The organism is Thermogemmatispora tikiterensis (assembly GCF_003268475.1).
GTDB lineage: Bacteria > Chloroflexota > Ktedonobacteria > Ktedonobacterales > Ktedonobacteraceae > Thermogemmatispora > Thermogemmatispora tikiterensis.
This window is the reverse complement of sequence record NZ_MCIF01000002.1, coordinates 4,405,319-4,422,683: the sequence shown is the minus strand read 5'-3', so window position 1 is coordinate 4,422,683 and position 17,365 is coordinate 4,405,319. Positions and strand designations below refer to the sequence as shown.

Here is a 17,365-nt window from a genome sequence, read left to right as displayed (position 1 = left end):
TTTGGCCATCCCCCACTCTGTATTCATTTTATTTCAACATTGGTATTTGTAATTTTTACCTCCATAAGGAGGGAAACATGACGAATACAAAAGACATACTGAAGCGCTTTGGCCAACGACTGCGGCAAAAGCGCCAGGAGCGTGGTTTCACCCGCGAGGCATTGGTCGATCAGATGGACAAGTTTGCCAGTGAAAGTGGCCAGAGTCGGAAGGCACCGGATGTCAGCACCGTCGCTCGCTGGGAGCGGGGAGAGCAATGCCCGCGAGAATCCCACCTGCAGTTGGTCTGCGGGGTGCTCCAGGTGACGCCGGAAGAGCTTGGCTATCCCAAACCCATCAGGCATCGGCCCTAGGGTCTCTCTCTTTCGGTGGCCATAACAAAGCGGGAAGGGGCTGTTTGGCCCCTTCCCGCGAAGAGCGAGGGGAGCGTCCTGGGGGATCGGATCGGGCTGGTCGAGAGACGCGGGAGGCACAGGTTCAGGAGAGGAGAGAAGTGGCAGCGGCACACCGGACACTTCGGACGCTCCCCCTCTCTACTTTTCATTATCGGCTCATCTTCTCATTACAATAGGGCCATTCTTATCGATTTTCTTCGTTGAACCAGGAGAAAGTCAGTATTGTGTCTCACACTACATTCATCTCCTGAAACCTTCCCTGCCAGAGGGTCTGGCCTCCCACTCCGCCCAACCCGCGTTCTCCGCTCTGCCCGCCGAGAACAAGGGGGCTGAAGGCTTGCAGAACAGCAGACCCTGGCCTATACTTACCTACAGGTATGTTGACCGCTACGTTCGAGGCTGATCTCGCGGGCCAGCCAGGCCGGCGCTCATCATCAGAGCAGGCCAGCCACTTTCACCTGCAGCTCACCTTGCACGCGGAGGCTGGCCGCACCACTGTCTTACTCGGCGAGAGCGGGGCCGGCAAATCGACGGTTCTGCGCCTGCTGGCCGGCCTGCTGCGTCCTGCACGTGGGCAGATGATCCTTGACGGCGTCTGCTACTTCGACGGCGAGCGCGATATTTTTGTCCCTCCCCAGGAGCGGCCTATTGGCTATGTCTTCCAGGACTACCTGCTCTTTCCGCACCTGACGGTCTTTGAAAACATCGCCTTCGGCCTGCGAGCCCAGGGCCTGCGCGGTCAGGAAGTGCGTCGGCGCACGGAAGCCGCCATCGAGCAGATGCGCCTCAGCGGCCTGGCTGCGCGCCGTCCAGCCCAGCTCTCGGGCGGACAACAACAGCGGGTTGCCCTGGCTCGCGCCCTCGTGCTGCAGCCACGCCTGCTCTTGCTCGACGAACCACTGGCCGCCCTCGATGTACAGACTCAGCGCGAGGTGCGCCAGGAGTTGCGCCGTCTGCTGGGCGAGATCGGCATTACGACTATCTTTGTGACCCATAACCACCTGGAGGCCCTGCTCTTCGGCGACCAGATTCTGGTCCTTGACAACGGCCAGGTCATCCAGCAAGGTAGTCGACGCGAGCTGTTGGAGCGTCCGCGCTCGGCCTACATCGCTGAGCTGGTGGGACTGAATTTCTTGCGCGGGCACCTGGTGGCCCGGGAGGCCAGCTCCCTCTGTACACTGGCCATCAACAGCGGCAGCCACCCCCTGCTGGTGAGCGCCGTTCTGGACGAGGGTGAGGTAGCACGCGCCAGCGATGCTCAGGAGGTGTGCGTGGTCATCGACCCCCGCAGTATTACGCTCTATCGCACGCCACCCGAAGGCTCAGCCCGCAACATCTTCTCCGGCGCAATTGTGCAGATCTTGCCTCTGAGCACCGGCCTTGGCCCGACTCACGATGGACGCGTGCGCGTGAGCATCGAGATCGATCCCACTCTCCCCCCTCTCACTGCAGAGATCACAGAAGAGTCGCTCCAGCGCCTGGAGCTGCACGAGGGGAGCCAGATCTACGCCGGCTTCAAAGCGACCGAGGCCCGCGCGTATTTGTGATCTGGGTGGGCCGCCTCGGCAGCGCCAGGCCAGGACCCGCGAGCCTGAAACGCTCCCCCCTCCCCGTTCGTTGATAATCCAGGTTTTTCCTGCCCCTTAGCTTCTGCATAAATAGTCGGCCCATCATCTATAGTCTCCCCATCATTCTTCCGCATGCTTGCTTTAGCACTACAATAGCCAGTTTTGGCTATGTTTCAAATTGTATTTGCATGTTCCAATTTAGCTCATGCTATCATATGCGTGTTCCCGCGTCGGTCGGCTGCTTCCCACAGGGAGCATCTTTGTGACTTGCGGGAACGCCAGAGCTTCCGGCGGGTTGCCGAGCTGGCCTGCTTCGTCTGCTCGCCCTGATGGAGAGCAAGACACGAGTCTGGTCGGTCATAGTGGCTATCTAGCCTGTCGGAGGCCGCTGTTTGGGGAGACTTGTAGGTTTAGTCAGAAGGGGTTACATGCAGTTACTACATACGGACATTCGTAAGTGCGAACAGCAGAACAACGGAGGTCGTCTCTTCAAGAAGTTTGCCGCCAGCCTTATGCTGGCCCTGGCGCTGGCTGGTGCCCTGTTCACCCTGAGCAGCCAGGGGGCGCATGCCCAGGCAGCCAGCGGCTGCTACACTGTTGTCTCAGGCGACACTTTGAGTGGGATCGCCCTGCGTTACGGAACCAGCTGGCAGACGCTTGCTTCCTATAACCACATTCCCAACCCGAACCTGATCTTCCCGGGGCAGCAAGTATGCATTCCCGGACAGGGGAGCAGCAACGCGACCGCGGTGAGCGTCCAGAGCCAGGCCTCTCAGAGCAACCAGGCCTCGACCGCCTCGCAGAGTGTCAGCGGCTCGATCCCGCAGATGATCTATCAGGTCTTCGGTTCCTATGGGGCGCAGGCTCTGAGCGTCGCCCAGTGTGAGTCGAGCTTGAACCCGTATGCCACCAACAGCTCATCTGGAGCGGCGGGTCTCTTCCAGTTCCTGCCGAGCACCTGGGCCACCACCTCGCAGGCGGCCTATTCGCCCTACAACGCGGCGGCTAACATCCGCGCTGCTTACGAGGTCTTCGCGCGTGACGGGTTCACCTGGCGTGAATGGTCTTGCCAGCCCTAATCGGGTCCAGGCCGACGCCTAACTCAGCTCGACAGGCAGCACAGAGATAGGCTGCATAGAGATAGGCATAAGAGAGGACCTGGAGGCCCTACCGCCGGCCCGCTGAGCTAGCCGCCCGCGTTGCAGCGCAAGGCGGTCTGATCAGCCGGAGAGCAAAAGGAAAAAGAGGTAGAGGCCAGGCCGAGAGAAGCAAGGATTAGGATTCGTCCGTCTCCCAAACAGAGCGCTCACAACAAGAGGAGTATCTTTGACAGGCGAGGCGTGCTCGCCTGGCAGGCTGGCCCTTCCCCGACCTGAAAGGGGGAGCAAAGGGATGCCGTGCCCCCCAGCCCCGCCACGGCCTGAGCTGCGCCCGCCTCCTCAACATGCACGAGGCAGAGCGACGGAGACACGCCAGTTCAGTGAGAGTCTGAGAGAGTCTGACTGGCATTGTCTCCGTCGCTGCTTTCTTTTACTGATCTTGTTTTGTCGCCAGCCTTTTTTATTAGCCAGGGTCAGCGCTTCCGCCACTGGCCGGCGCCACCAGCGCAGCGTAGGCCAGAGAGAGGCAAGGCTGGCTAGACCGCGACATTGGTTGAACGGCTGTAGGGCTTATCGGGGTCAATCAGCACATTGATGCAGGCCGGCAAGCCCGAGGCGAAAGCCCGCTCTAAGGCCGGGCGGATCTCCTCGGGGCGCTCCACCAGCTCGCCGTAGCCGCCCAACGCCTCCACCATCCTATCGTAGCGGATACCCGGTGCCAGCTCCGCCGCTGTGGCGTGGCCAATCAGCGCCTTCTGGGGATGTTTGATCTGGCCCCAGGCCCCATCGTTGCCAATCACCGAGACCACAGGCAGCTTGTGGCGCACCATGCTCTCGAACTCCATGCCATTCAAGCCGAAAGCCCCGTCTCCATGCAGGATCAGCACGCGCTTGCCTGGGCGCGCCAGCTGAGCCGCTATAGCGAAGCCGGTGCCGGTGCCGAGCGTGCCCATGGGGCCGGCATCCAGCCAATAGCCAGGGCGATAGACGTTGATCACCCGTCCGCCATAGCTGACGATGTCGCCTCCATCGCCGATGACCGTGGTCTCCTCGTCGATGAAGTCACGGATCTCCTTACAGAGGCGCATCGGATGAATGGGCACCGCGTCGGAGTTGAGGGCCGCCGCGTCGCGCTCCCAGGCTCGGGCTTCCTCTTCGCGAATGAAGCGCAGCCAGGCGCGCTCACCATTGTACGGCTTGCTGGCCGCCGCCACCTGACGCATGGCTATGCCGACATCGCCCACCAGCCCCACTTCGGCCCCGCGATTGACCCCGATATCCTCGCCCGCGAGGTCGAACCAGATCAAACGTGCCTCGGCGGGGATGAGCGGCGGTCGTCCATGATTGAGGCGGAAGTCCATACGCGTCCCAATGGCGAGAATCGTGTCGGCGCCCTCCAGAGCCTTGCGTCGCGAGGCGCTGAAGAAGAGCGGATGAGTGGGCGGCAGGCATCCCCGTCCGGCCCCATTGAGATAGACCGGGGCCTGAATGCGTTCGGCCAGCTCACGCAAGGCTTCGGCGCCATCGCACCACCAGACGGCGCTCCCTGCCATGATGACCGGGCGCTCAGCCTGCTCCAGGAGAGCAGCAGCTCTCTCCACCTGGTCCGGTGTAGGCTGCACGGGACCAGCCGGGCGGTAACTGCCTGGCTCGCCGGGATCGGTCACATTGTCGGTGTCGGCCAGGTTGTTGAGCACATCCATTGGGATCTCTAGAAAGACCGGGCCAGGCTTGCCGTTAAGCATCTGGCGAAAGGCGGCGGCCACATACTCCGCAATGCGACCGGTTTCATGGACGGTGCGCGCCCATTTGGTAATGGGGCGTAGCAGGTCAATCTGGTTCATCTCTTGCAGGGCACCGCGATCCCACAGGCCCAGCGGCGCCGCTCCGCCGATAACCAGCACAGGGCTGCCCGCCAGATAGGCATTGGCCACACCAGTCACTCCATCGGTGACCCCAGGACCGGCAGTTAATAAGGCTACTCCTGGCCGACGCGTGCACTTGGCCCAGCCCTCGGCAGCATGGACTGCCGCTTGCTCGTGACGGGTATCGACGACGCGAATGCCTTCACGGACACAGCCATCGTAGATGGCCGCGATATGCCCCCCACTCAGCGTGAAGACTACTTCAACGCCCTCGCGCTTGAGGATTCTGGCAACCAGCCAGCCACCATGCGTGATACTCACGTTTCGCCTCCTTTGTCTTGAGCAACCTTGCTCAGTTGCTTCTCTCCGTCAGCGGAAGCTATCAGCCAGCCCCCGACTTGCCTGAGTCCGATCTCGCCGCCCCGCTGGATAGCTGTATAGACAGAAAAGCAAGAAAGAACGCCAGATCCCCGGCGAGCGGAAGGGAAAAGCCTCCCCTACACGAGACGAAAGTGCACGACACTGGACGGAAAGACCGACTGACACCCCATACTGCTGACAGAACAGTCACGGACGCGGCTTCGCTCGCTTGCGCTGCTATGATGAATGATAGCGCCCGCTTACTCACCTGACAATGTAGCACGCTAACAGCTCCTCGCGCCCGAAGAGCGGTGCCCGATCTGGAGAGCAGCAGGCTGAGCAGTCCAGGCCGCTTGTTCGCCGAAGCGGGCAGAGACCGACCAACCGACCACTGGGATCAGGAGCAGGAAGCAAGAGGCGCGTCAGGCCCAGATGCCAGCTTAAGGCAAGAGGCAGGGCCAGCCAGACGATAGCAACCTGAAGGGGAAAACTGTAAGGAGAACAAGGAGAGTGGGCGACAAGGGACTCGAACCCCTGACCTACTGCGTGTAAAGCAGCCGCTCTACCCAACTGAGCTAGTCGCCCATGAGGCTCGTCTCTACCGAGCTGAGCCGACAAGGAAGGCGGAAGAGGCGGACCAGTCTCGTCGCCTCTTCCGACCACCATCATTGCGGTGCCCTCGAGTGGACTCGAACCACCACGCCCTTACGGGCACAGGCCCTCAACCTGCTGCGTATACCATTCCGCCACGAGGGCATCGTTGTGCCTGCTTTTTCAGCAGTCAAGCAAGTAAGAAAGAAGAGAAAAAGAGAGAAGGAAGCTCAGCATCCGCCGGCGAGCGGCGCCGCTCAATCTTGTGCCGCTCGCCAGGCGGATATGAGCAGCGCTCATGAGGGTGCCCTCGAGTGGACTCGAACCACCACGCCCTTACGGGCACAGGCCCTCAACCTGCTGCGTATACCATTCCGCCACGAGGGCATCTCTCATAGATTCCGCATTGTATTGTATACTGACCCCTGAGATTTGTCAACGGTCAGTCGTGCTTTTTCGTACGCACAATCAAGGTACCTTGTGCCGTAAAGAGCAGCTGGCCGTTAGCATCGCGCCCTTCGGTCTCCAGAATCACAAAGGTCATGGGGCCGGAGCGCCCACTACGCTCGCGCACATCGGCCACGCGGGCCACGCAGGTCACCTGCTCCCCAATGCGCAGACGTCGCTGATAGCTATAGCTCTGCTCGCCATGCAGCAACTGCATCTGCGAGGGATCGATCTGCAGCTCTGGCGGGCGGACCCGGAACGTTGTCGGGAAGGTTGGAGGGGCATAGACGAGCGGCGTCTGGCGCTCCAACGCTGGATCGCCGGTCGCTTCCATAAAGCGTCGCACCGCTTCCTCGGTCACTGCGAAGGTCTGGGGAGCCGAGGCTTTGCCGATCAGGCTCGGATCGATCGCCATGAGTGAAGCGCTCCTTTCTGCTCTCTCTGCTTGTAAGTGTTGCTTCCTGCTTGAGTCTGGTCCCGGCAGTTGACGAGGCCCCCCGGCCTCCGGCACGGCATGGCCGGCTTAGGCAGTTTCGGCACGTCCTGGAACGCCAGGCCTGGCCCAGCGCTGCGATTGCTGCCGGGCAGGTCCGCGTCAGCAGGTGTACTGCTTCTGTCCGTCGTCAGACCGTGCCGGACCCTGGTGGCTCTTCTATGTATTATATCCCCAGGTTGGAGGCAAGAGCTTCCCACTTTTATCTCGGCGTTCGCGCCCCGGCCTTGACTTCACAGGACTCCCCTGCTCCTCCTGGTTAGGAGCCAACGGCAGGGTAAAGCGAATGCATGTTCCCTTACCCGGCGTGCTCTCGGCGGCCACCGTTCCACCGTGGGCCGTCACAATGGCCTTCACAATGGTCAAGCCCAGGCCACTCCCCCCACGTCCTCCGCTGCGTGCCCGATCGGCGCGATAGAAGCGCTCAAAAATGTGAGGCAGGTCGATCGGATCGATGCCCACGCCCGTATCACGTATCCAGACCTCCAGCATGCGCCCCAGGCGCCTGGCTCCCACTGTGATCGTTCCTCCAGCAGGCGTATGGCGACGCGCATTATCGATGAGATTGAGCAGTACCTGGGTAATGCGGTCGCTATCGGCCAGGACCGGCGGCGTCCGCGGGTCAATCGTGTTCTGCAGCGTAATGCCAGCCTGGGTGCACTCAGGCTCGATAACTGCCAGCGTCTCATCGACAAGCACCGCCAGGTCGAGCGGCGCCAGATCGAGACGCGCCCGCCCCGATTCCAGCAAGGTCATATGCTGAATATCGGCCACCAGGCGACGCAAGCGCTGAACCTCGCGCGCGATCAGCTGCGCTGTATCCTTGCGTGCGCTTGGCTCCTGAATGACCTCATCGGCCAGGGCCTCGCTGAAGCCCTGAATGGCCGTCAGCGGCGTAGCCAGATCATGAGCGATATTGGCAATCATATCGCGCCGGATCTGGTCCTGACGGCGTAGCTCTGCCACATCGGCCTCAATACGATCGGCCATCGCATTGAAGGTCTGAGCCAGACGTCCCAGCTCATCTTGAGCCGGGGGCGGATCAACGCGCTGCGAGTAGTCGCCCTCCTTCATGCGCTCTACCGCGGCAGTCAACGACTCCAGCGGACGGGTCAAGCGGCGCGCCAGCAGCAGGCTGAAGAGGACGACGGCGACCCCAATGAGCAGGCCAGCCAGCAGGATGGCCTGCGTCACATTGCTGAGAAAGCGCTGCGGCGAGGCTTCCGGCTGGGCAATCAGCAAGGCTCCAATGAGCTGATGATTGCCGTTCACGTCGTAGAGCGGGACACTGACATACAATCCCTTGAAACCGCTGCTCTCCAGATGCCCGTCGACCTCGTTGCCCTGCAGAGCCTGGGCCGCCGACTGAGCGATGGCCGTCTCAGAGCAGAACTGGCTATTAAAGCCGGCAGGCGGATTACAGAGGAGCTGATGGCCATTCTGGTCAACAATGACCAGGAGCGCTGGTACGGGGAAACGCAGCGAAAAGGGACCCCAGTGCCCACCGAGCTGGTAGGTGTAGAAGTCCTCAATGCCGCGGGCATAGGTCTGAGCAGCATCCTGCAACTGCCGAATCTGGGACGTGTAGTAGTAGTTATAAACAGCCGCAATAACGGCAATGGCGAGCACGACGATCGCCCCCAGAGCGACCGCCAGGTAGCTGAGCACCAGCTTGCTGCGCAGACTCAAGGGGGGTAGCACGCTGGCCGCTCGCTCCGGCTGAGCCGCAGGAGGTAGCTGAGCAGGGCTGGTCGCCGGTTCATTCATGCGGGCGCCTCTGGTTCGAACTTGTAGCCAACTCCCCAAACAGTTTTGATGTTGCGCGGTGCCCCGGGTACCGCCTCGATCTTCTTGCGCAGCGTGCCAATATGGACATCGACCGTGCGCCCATCGCCCAGGTAGTCATAGCCCCAGACTTTGTTGAGCAAGACCTCACGCGTGAAGACGCGCTCCGGCGAGGAGGCGAGAACGACCAACAGGTCAAACTCTTTGACCGTCAGGGCGACACGCTGTCCGTTGACCTCGACACGCCGCGCCGGGATGTTGATGACCAGCCCCGGGAAGCGCAGCTCTTCTCGCTCGCTGCCCTGCCGGGGGTGTTCATTGACACTCCCTTCGCTGCTGTTCCCTCCTGCAACCCCAGCTCGATGGGCCCCAGCCAGGGCAGTGCGTCGCAAGATGGCTCGCACCCGGCTGACGACCTCGCGCGGGCTGAACGGTTTGACCAGGTAGTCATCGGCTCCCAGCTCCAGCCCGGCAATGCGATCCTCTTCTCCCTGCCGTGCCGTCAGCATCAGGATAGGTGTGTCCGCCCAGGCCCGGATGCGCCGACAGACCTCCATCCCGTCAAGGGCCGGCAGCATCAGGTCCAGGATCACCAGATCGGGCTTCTCGCGCGCGTGCAGTTCCAACCCCGCCGCCCCATCTCCGGCGATGACTACCTCATAGCCGGCCTGCTCCAGATAAAGGCGGATGAGTTGTGCAATATTATTTTCGTCTTCTATAATCAGGATCTTCATGACCCACCTGTCCTGTCCTGTCCTTCTATTAACAGGTAGGAAGTATCCACCTAGTTATAGCATATAGAGCATAGCGCCAGACGGTGAGAAAAGCTGCAATCTTTTGTAAAGATTTTGTAAGGCGAGGCGTCAGGCGGAGCCAGCCCATAAGACAGGCCAGGGCCATGCTGAGAGTCTGGCCTGTCTGGCCAGGCTCTCGTGGCGGCGTGGTTAGTTAGTTAGTTAGAAGGAGGCGCGTAGATAGCCCAGGCGTTCCAGAGCCATGTAGGCGGCGGCAATCTGGCCCTGGACGGCAAACTGTCCGCTATGGATGAGAGCGAGCAGCTCGCGCGGGGTAACGAGCAAGTTCTCTATGATCTCGCGGGGGTCCACCTTCTGCTCGCCAGTCTTTGCGACATCGCGCGCCAGATACCACCAGATGCGTGTCCGAGCCCCGGTGGGATTGGCATACATATGCGCCAGCAGTTCGATCTTCTCAGCGGCTACACTATAGCCCGTCTCCTCCATCAGCTCGCGATGGGCCGTGAGCAAAGGGTCCTCTTCGTGAGGATCAATGGCGCCCGCGGGAAACTCCAGCACCTCCAGCCCTATGCCATGTTTGTACTGTCGATTGAGCAAGAAGCGCCCATCGGCGGTCAGGGGCACAATACCCACCCAGCCCCGATTCTCGATAATGTAGTAGTCGGGTATCAGGGTGCCATCCGGCAGCAGCACCTCCTCGCGCCGCACTTTGAGATAGGGAGTGTCTAATACACGCTCGGCGGCCCGCGTCACCCAGGGTCGCAGCCCTGATGAACTCTGCTGCCGGGCAGCGTGGTGATCTGTGGTTATGCTCTCTCGCTCTCCCATCAGTTGTTACTCCTGGTCGTGTTGCCACCGCGGCGCCCGTTTCTCCAGGAAGGCGCGCAGACCCTCTTGAGCATCCGTCGAGCGCGACACCTCGCTGAGATAGAAGCTGTTGACGCGGCGGAGCGCCTCCAGGCGCGCGCGGCTCTCGCGCAGACAGCGGGCCTCTTCATCTTCATCCTCAGTGGGCAGTGGCAGGGAGAAGCTACCCGGCTCTAACCAGGGCGAGGAAGGCAGGCCCTCGACAGGCGGGAGAGAGCGCAGCGCCAGACGCACCGCGGTCTTGGCCTGGCGCAGGGCAGTGGCACTGTTCCGACGCAGCAGGGCCAGCACCCCCTCCAGCTGCCTGTCAAGCTGACGAGCTGGCGTACACCAGGTGACCTGGCCCAGGCGCAGAGCCTGTTCACCAGACAGGCGCTCGGGAGTACGCACACCGCCGACCTGGACCGGGGCCACAAAGCTGGCCTCTCGCGCGATCAGAACCAGGTCGGCAGCCCGCGCCAGCACCGAGGCCGCCTCCGATAGCGACTCACGTACCACAGCCAGGACCGGCTGCGGCACCGCTCGTACAAGCGCAGCCGCACGCTCAGCTTCATTGCGCAGCTTCGCCGCCTCTCCTCCACCCGGGCGGCAGCCCGCCCCACTGAGAGCTATCCCAGCCTCGGTCTGCCGCGGAGAGACCCCAAAATCGAGAATCACGCAGGTCAGGCCAGCGCTCCCGCTCTGCAGAGCCGTACAGGCACTCGCCAGCTCGTCCAGCAGCAGCGCACAAGGCTCGGGCGTCACCATCAGGCGCACCGTTTGCGCCTCGGCCAGAATACGTAGCGCACGATAAGCCTGTTGCACTCTTCCCTCCGTGGTAGGTACGGTAGATAGGCCGTCGGCCCAGGCCAGCCCAGCCCACTGCCGACGGCCTCGACCTCAATGCCTCAACTCGGACGAACGGCGCTGCCCCTGCTCTCCCCGCCACTCAGGATAACTCACGAGAGAGGAGCGGTCTCCCCCGTCTCCCGCAGCTTGAAGCGCTGGATCTTGCCGGTCGCTGTCTTGGGCAGCTCCGAGACAAAAACCACCCAGCGGGGATACTTGAACGGCGCCAGCCGGCCCTTGACAAAGTTTTGTAGCTCGCTGACTAGCGACTCGGAAGCCTCCTGGCCGGGCTTGAGCACGACAAAGGCTTTGGGCTTAACCAGACGATCGCTATCGTAGGCCCCAACGACCGCCGCCTCCAGGACAGCGGGATGCTCGATCAGCACGTTCTCAACTTCCACGGGCGAGACCCACTGACCACTGACCTTGAGCATGTCGTCCGCACGTCCGCAGTACCAATAGTAGCCCTCGTTATCTACATAATACTTGTCGCCGGTATGAATCCAGTGACCGGTGATGGTGTCCTTGGTCTTCTCGTGCTTGTTCCAATAGTAGGCAGCAATACTGTCTCCCCGAATGAGCAGGTTGCCGATCTCGCCTGGACTCACCGGCTGACCATCTTCATCGACAATCTTCGCTTCATAGCCCGGCACAAGCTTGCCCGAGCTACCCGGCTTGATGTCGCCGAGACGGTTGCTGATAAAGATGTGCAGGATCTCGGTGCTCCCAATCCCATCCAGAATAGGGACCTTAAATTTCTCTTCCCAGCGACGCAAAATATCCGCCGGCAGAGACTCACCCGCCGATACGCAGACGCGCACCGATGAGAAGTCGAAGCGCTTCTCAGCTTCGGGAACGCTGAGCATGTTGGCATAGAGCGTAGGAACACCGTAGAAGATGGTGGGCCGGTAGCGCTCTACAACCTTGAACATGTCTTCAGCCAGGGGACGCCCGGGATAGAGCACGGTGCTGGCGCCGACACCGAAGGGGAAATAGAGAGCATTGCCCAGTCCGTAGGCGAAGAAGAGCTTCGCCGCAGAAAAGGTGATGTCGTCCTTAGTGATACCTAAAACTGGTCTGGCGTAACACTCCAGACAGAACGTCATATCGTGCTGGAGATGCACGCAGCCCTTGGGGAAACCTGTGCTGCCCGAGCTGTAGAGCCAGAAGGCGCTGTCATCTTTGCTGGTAGGAGCAGGACTGAGCGAGGGCGAGGCGTGGGCAATCCAGCTTTCGAAATCGTGCAGGGTCACGCGCTGACGGCCCGCCAGCAGCGTCGTCCCGGCAGCTTCTGCTTCCAGACCGACTACAACGACATGCCGCAAAAAGCGCAGCTGGGGTAATACCTGACGCAGCGGTGGCCAGAGGGCAGCATGGATCAGCAGAACCTTGGCCCGGCTGTCGTTGAGCATGTAGACGTAGTCTTCAGGGCGCAGCATGGTGTTCATCGGAATGGGAACTGCGCCTATCTTGATGGCTCCGAAGAAAGAGGCCGCAAACTGCGGGGAATCGAGCAGTAAGAGGGCTACGCGCTGCTCCATCTCGACGCCGAGTTCCAGCAATCCGTTGCCAACACGGTTGGCCATCTCGGCCACCTGGGCATAGGTAAAGGTCTGATCTTCATAATAGATGGCCACTTTGCCACCGCGCCCTTGTGCGAGATTCGCGTCGAGAAAGGCGCTGGCTGCATTGAACTGGTCGGGCACGCTGACCGTTGGAATCTCCATGATCTTCCCTCTTTTCTCGCCTGTAGACGGCGCCTGGCTGACCCCGGCTGACGCACCCCGTCCGTGTCTCGTCTCTTCTGGCCTCTTCGTCTGATCTCTCCTCCCGCCTCCCCCCGGCTCGCTTTCTCCCACCTTTTGTCTGTTGGCCTGCCTTGCTCTGGCACGCTCCTTTGCGCGCGCGAGCACGATCGTGTTCAGCCACGTGACCGAGACGATGAAGGCCCGCCAAGAGGAGCAGGCTGGCGCGTCACCCCAGGGACGGTCTACCTCTACCTTGCTGTTATTGTACCAGACTGCGGCCCGACCTTCCCAGTCTGTTGGCTTCGCCTCCGGGCAAGCAGCCCCAGTTGACGGCGTTCCCTCGCCATGCAAGCCAGCTCGCTTCCCCTCCGCCTTCCTGCTGCTCACCTGGCACCACCCGCTAACGCTCTCCCTCCACCTCTACAAGCAGAGGGCGGGTCATCGGAAGAGCACGGCTCTCGGCGGGCCTTCCTTTGCCTCGCCAGTGGGAGTGTCCACAGAACTTCGCTGTCTGTGCCCTCCTTTGCTTATGGAAGAGCAAGATACATCAGAAATTCTTTGTTGCCTTCTCTACCGGCAATGGGAGACTCGATCACCCCGCGCAGCTGCAGCGGCGTGTACTCGGGAATCCAGGCCGACAGCTCGCGTAAGACACGCTCGTGGACCCGCGGGTCGCGGATAACGCCCTCGCCACGATCAGCCTCCTCTTTGCCGGCCTCAAACTGCGGCTTGACCAGGGCCACCACCCAGGCGCCAGGAGCCAGCAAGCGCGCCACCGACGGGAGAACCAGACGCAGCGAGATAAAGGAGACATCGATGGTCGCGCACTGCGGCCTCTCCGGCAGCGTCTCCAGGTAACGGATGTTGACCCCCTCCATGACGACGACGCGCGCATCGCTGCGCAGCTTCCAGGCGAGCTGTCCATGCCCAACGTCGACAGCATAGACGCGAGCAGCTCCCCGCTGCAGCAGGCAATCGGTAAAGCCGCCAGTCGAGGCGCCAACATCCAGGGCGACCAACCCTCGCGGATCAAGTTCGAAGACCGCAAGGGCCTTTTCGAGCTTCAAGCCGCCACGGCTGACGTAGCGCAGTTCGGGCGCGGCCAGGTCAAGGCGGATCTCGGCATCATCGGGCACCTGGGCGCCGGGCTTCTCCAGGCGTCGCTCACCTACATAGACGCGCCCCGCCATGATCAGAGCCTGTGCTCGCTCCCGGCTGGCTACCAGGCCGCGACGTACCATTGCGACGTCGAGACGTTCCTTTTTCTTTGTCACCATGTTCCGTCTGTTTGTTTCGTTCCTGCCTGGCCTTTCCTCCACTCACCGGCTCGCTGGCAGCGACCAGCCCAGACCGGCAGAGGGATCAGCCATGATAGTAGATCAGGGTACCGGCCCCGATCAGCCCGACATTGGGGCCAAGTTGCGCCAGCTCAATGCTCACGATCGAGCGTGGGGCCTTCATGGCGCGCTGCTCGACAATGTCGAGGGCCGGCCCAAGAATCAGGTCGCCAAGCTGCATGACGCCGCCCCCCAGAATAATTTTACGCGGATTAAAGATATGGATCACGTTGACGAGGCCCACGCCCAGCCCCCGCGCCGCTTCACCGAGGATCTGCCGCGCCAGGGCGATACCGGCCCGTGCCGCTTCGCCGACAGTGCGGGCATTGACACGCTCGATGCTCTCCTTCTCCGTGCCAGCAGGCAGATGCAGCTGGCGCGCCGTCTGCTCGTCGAGCGAGCGCGCGAAGGCGAGCAACTCCGCCCCCTGGCCGGCAGCAATAGCTTCATTGGCTCGCCGCGCAATGGCTGTCCCCGAGGCAATGGCCTCTAAACAGCCGATGTTGCCACAGTTACAGCGGGGACCGTGAAGATCGATGGTCATATGCCCCAGTTCGCCAGCGGTCCCCCCTGCTCCTTCTAGCAGGCGGCCCTTGCAGATGATGCCGCCGCCGATCCCTGTGCTAACGGTCATGTAGACCATGTCTTCGCTGCCACGCCCGGCCCCAAACATGTATTCGCCCAGAGCCGCGCAATGGGCATCGTTCTCGATGTAGATCGGCACCGGGAACTCTTTCTGCAGGATGTCGCGAATGGGGACGTTTTCCCATCCCGGTAAGTTGGGCGGCGAGTAGATGATACCGCTCTGGCTGTTGAGCGGGCCAGGGGCTCCTAAACCAATACCGGCCACCTGCCCTAGCTCAACCCGCGCCTCCGCGAGCGCCTGACGAATTGCGTCGCAAATGCGCGGGATCAGACGCTCAGGCGTCGCATCTTCGCCGGTCAGCAGGCCCACGCGCGAAAGCAGGGTGGCCCCGCGCAGCACCGCTACCCGTAGCTGCGTTCCTCCCAGATCAACGCCGACGGCCAGGGGGAGATGCGCAGTGTCTATCGTCGCTGCTGTCGTCGTAGCTGTGATCACTTGGTCTTCTGGCATAAGTCTCGGCTTCCTCGCAGATGGTCTTTTACTAATGGCGTCCCTTCCTCCGGGACGCAAGAGAGGGGCGACTGCCGATTGTGTGCGCTCCGGCGCCTCCAATCAGCCAGCGAGCGGGACGCACGCTACACTTCGAAAGCGGCCTCAGAAGGCAAGGGGAGCGCTATTCGGCATAGATGATACTCCATTTGCAGGCAAGCAACAAGTGACCGTTCTCCTGAGCTTGCTTTCCCTCTGTACCCCATCGTTTGAGCCTCTAGCCCTTCTCAGCGGATAGACCGGCCATACGCCTGTCAATGGGGCCTTGCTCGCACGTGTAGCATTGATGATGTGGCCTGACGTACAATAAAAGGCAGGGTCCATGAAGATGACGCGGAGATGATCGAGCGGGGCAAGCTCAGCTCACTCTCTTCTTTTTCTCTTGCCGTTGCTTGCTGTGTGCGCCCCTCCTTCCACGCCCGCGCTAGAAAGGGCTGTTTCGTCAACAATGGCTTCGCCTGAGACCTCTTCGCCTCCGAAACCTTCTGCCCAGGAGTCTTTGGTTGCCGGCGGCGGTGCCGGTCTGCTGGCCGGACTCGCCTCCTCGGGCTGCATGCTTTTGCTGAATGCCTTTGCCCACGGTGTGTCTCTGCCGGAGCAGGTCGGAGCGACCATCACGGCACTGATGCCCCTGTCGCTTTTTCAATTTCTCCAGCAATTGATCGGCGACGAAGCGAAGCGCTATTTACTGGTTTGTGTGATCCTGGGCCAGTGCCTGGTTTTTGCCGCCAGCGGCAGCCTGTATATGCTGGCACGTCGGCGCTTCTTGTTCAAGCCTGGTCTCGGGCCACGGCTCGGGGACGGTTTCGTGCTGGCGGCCCTGCTCTGGCTCTTTGCCGGTCTGGTGGTGCTGCCGCTGACTGGGGCCGGCCTCTTCGGCGCCACACTGAGCATTGGCTGGTTCAATAGCATGTGGAGCCTGGCCGTCAGCGGCCTGGTCTTCGCCTTGCTCTTCCCGCTCGCCTACCACTGGCTGACAGCCAGTCGCATCCGTGAGGAGCAGCGCCGAGCCGAGGTGCGCGAGCGGCGCCAGACCTTGCTGCGCCGTGGCCTGATCCTGGGCGGCGTGGGCCTCCTGGCCGCCTTCGCCTTCCGCTTTATTACTCAGGGCGCCCACGCCCCGACAGTCACCCTGCGCGGTTTCAAGAGCCGCATCGTGCCGCCGCCCCAGCCCAACTACGGCCCCATCGTGCCCGTCCCTCATCTTTCATCAGAAATCACGCCTAACGATCAATACTACGTGGTCTCAAAGAATCTGCTGGCCGACCCTGTGGTCAACGGCCAGAGCTGGAGCCTCACGATCGGCGGCCAGGTTGAGCAGCCCTACACGCTGACCTATGCGGAGCTGCTGACGCTGCCAAGGCGTCGCCAGTATGAGTCGATGATGTGCATCAGCAATGAGGTCGGCGGCCCCTACATGAGCAACGCCCTCTGGGAAGGGATACCGCTGAACGTTCTCCTGCAGCGCGCGCGTCCCAAGCCGGGGGCCACGAAGGTGGTCTTCTCTTGCGCCGATGACTACAGCGACAGTATTCATCTCACTAAGGCCCTGGAGCCGACAACCTTGCTCGCCGTGCGCATGAACGGCCAGACCTTGCCGGAGCGCCACGGCTATCCGCTGCGCCTGCTGGTTCCTGGCATTTATGGCATGAAGCACGCCAAGTGGATCACACGCATCCAGGTCGTAAACTACGATTACCAGGGCTACTGGCAGCAGCGCGGCTGGAGCGACGAGGCCCAGATCCGCATGACGACGCGCATCGATACCCCTCTTGATGGGAGCCGTCTGCAGGCCGGCAGCCTGACCTATATTGCAGGCGTGGCCTTTTCGGGGGAGCGCGGCATCAGCGAGGTCGATGTGAGTTTCGACCTGGGGCAGAGCTGGCAACGCGCTACCCTCAAGCGCCCTCTGTCAGCGCTCACCTGGGTGCTGTGGGAACTCCCCTGGCGTGTGCCGTCCCAGGCCGGCAGCTACACCATCACGGCGCGCGCCATCGATCTGCAGGGAAATGTCCAGGACCCCCGTCCGGCTCCGCCGCTGCCCGATGGCGCCTCGGGCTACCATACGATTACCATTGTCGTTGCCTGATC

At 61.7% G+C, this 17,365-nt stretch carries 13 protein-coding genes and 3 tRNA genes; 4 read left to right on the top strand and 12 right to left on the bottom strand.

The window, feature by feature from the left end; all coding sequences use genetic code 11:
• The first annotated feature begins 77 nt into the window (after positions 1 to 77).
• The 3 genes from A4R35_RS17735 (at position 78) to A4R35_RS17725 (ending at position 3,042) form a co-directional block, all read left to right on the top strand.
• Positions 78 to 353, top strand: a complete 276-nt coding sequence (locus A4R35_RS17735) for a helix-turn-helix domain-containing protein (protein WP_189361988.1) — start codon at positions 78 to 80, stop codon at positions 351 to 353.
• A gap of 419 nt (positions 354 to 772) precedes the next feature.
• Positions 773 to 1,942: an ABC transporter ATP-binding protein gene (locus A4R35_RS17730; RefSeq protein ID WP_112431667.1), complete on the top strand. Its 1,170-nt coding sequence runs from the start codon at positions 773 to 775 to the stop codon at positions 1,940 to 1,942.
• Between the two features lie 449 nt (positions 1,943 to 2,391).
• Positions 2,392 to 3,042 carry a LysM peptidoglycan-binding domain-containing protein gene (locus tag A4R35_RS17725; RefSeq protein WP_112431665.1) on the top strand — a complete coding sequence of 217 codons (651 nt, stop codon included), beginning with the start codon at positions 2,392 to 2,394 and terminating at the stop codon, positions 3,040 to 3,042.
• Between the two features lie 557 nt (positions 3,043 to 3,599).
• Here the strand turns inward: A4R35_RS17725 and A4R35_RS17720 are convergent.
• The 12 genes from A4R35_RS17720 to A4R35_RS17665 all read right to left on the bottom strand — a co-directional run bounded on the left by A4R35_RS17720 (position 3,600) and on the right by A4R35_RS17665 (position 15,235).
• Positions 3,600 to 5,249 (bottom strand): acetolactate synthase, encoded by a 1,650-nt coding sequence (locus A4R35_RS17720; RefSeq protein ID WP_112431663.1) that lies wholly within the window; start codon positions 5,247 to 5,249, stop codon positions 3,600 to 3,602.
• Between the two features lie 550 nt (positions 5,250 to 5,799).
• A tRNA-Val gene (locus A4R35_RS17715) sits at positions 5,800 to 5,873 on the bottom strand.
• 89 nt (positions 5,874 to 5,962) lie between these two features.
• Positions 5,963 to 6,044 (bottom strand) — tRNA-Leu (locus A4R35_RS17710).
• Between the two features lie 140 nt (positions 6,045 to 6,184).
• Positions 6,185 to 6,266, bottom strand: a tRNA-Leu gene (locus A4R35_RS17705).
• 55 nt (positions 6,267 to 6,321) lie between these two features.
• On the bottom strand, positions 6,322 to 6,741 hold the full coding sequence (locus A4R35_RS17700; RefSeq protein WP_112431661.1) for an FAS1-like dehydratase domain-containing protein: 420 nt from the start codon (positions 6,739 to 6,741) through the stop codon (positions 6,322 to 6,324).
• Between the two features lie 237 nt (positions 6,742 to 6,978).
• A complete protein-coding gene (locus A4R35_RS17695; RefSeq protein WP_112431659.1) occupies positions 6,979 to 8,586 on the bottom strand; it encodes a sensor histidine kinase in 1,608 nt (535 codons plus the stop codon).
• Positions 8,583 to 9,338 (bottom strand): response regulator transcription factor, encoded by a 756-nt coding sequence (locus A4R35_RS17690; protein ID WP_112431657.1) that lies wholly within the window; start codon positions 9,336 to 9,338, stop codon positions 8,583 to 8,585. Before A4R35_RS17690 ends, A4R35_RS17695 begins: the two co-directional genes overlap by 4 nt.
• A 222-nt stretch (positions 9,339 to 9,560) precedes the next feature.
• A complete protein-coding gene (locus tag A4R35_RS17685) occupies positions 9,561 to 10,187 on the bottom strand; it encodes an NUDIX hydrolase (RefSeq protein ID WP_112431655.1) in 627 nt (208 codons plus the stop codon).
• 6 nt (positions 10,188 to 10,193) lie between these two features.
• On the bottom strand, positions 10,194 to 11,030 hold the full coding sequence (locus A4R35_RS17680; protein ID WP_112431653.1) for a Clp protease/crotonase-like domain-containing protein: 837 nt from the start codon (positions 11,028 to 11,030) through the stop codon (positions 10,194 to 10,196).
• 134 nt (positions 11,031 to 11,164) lie between these two features.
• Positions 11,165 to 12,781, bottom strand: coding sequence for a benzoate-CoA ligase family protein (locus A4R35_RS17675; protein WP_112431651.1), 1,617 nt, complete (start codon positions 12,779 to 12,781; stop codon positions 11,165 to 11,167).
• Between the two features lie 548 nt (positions 12,782 to 13,329).
• Entirely contained in the window at positions 13,330 to 14,079 is a 750-nt protein-coding gene (locus A4R35_RS17670) for a TlyA family RNA methyltransferase (RefSeq protein ID WP_112431649.1), read from the bottom strand.
• Positions 14,080 to 14,164: 85 nt separating this feature from the next.
• Positions 14,165 to 15,235 carry an ROK family protein gene (locus A4R35_RS17665; RefSeq protein WP_112431647.1) on the bottom strand — a complete coding sequence of 357 codons (1,071 nt, stop codon included), beginning with the start codon at positions 15,233 to 15,235 and terminating at the stop codon, positions 14,165 to 14,167.
• Between the two features lie 538 nt (positions 15,236 to 15,773).
• Between A4R35_RS17665 and A4R35_RS17660 the strand changes: the two genes are divergently transcribed.
• Positions 15,774 to 17,363 carry a molybdopterin-dependent oxidoreductase gene (locus A4R35_RS17660; RefSeq protein WP_189361986.1) on the top strand — a complete coding sequence of 530 codons (1,590 nt, stop codon included), beginning with the start codon at positions 15,774 to 15,776 and terminating at the stop codon, positions 17,361 to 17,363.
• The last annotated feature ends 2 nt before the right edge of the window (positions 17,364 to 17,365 follow it).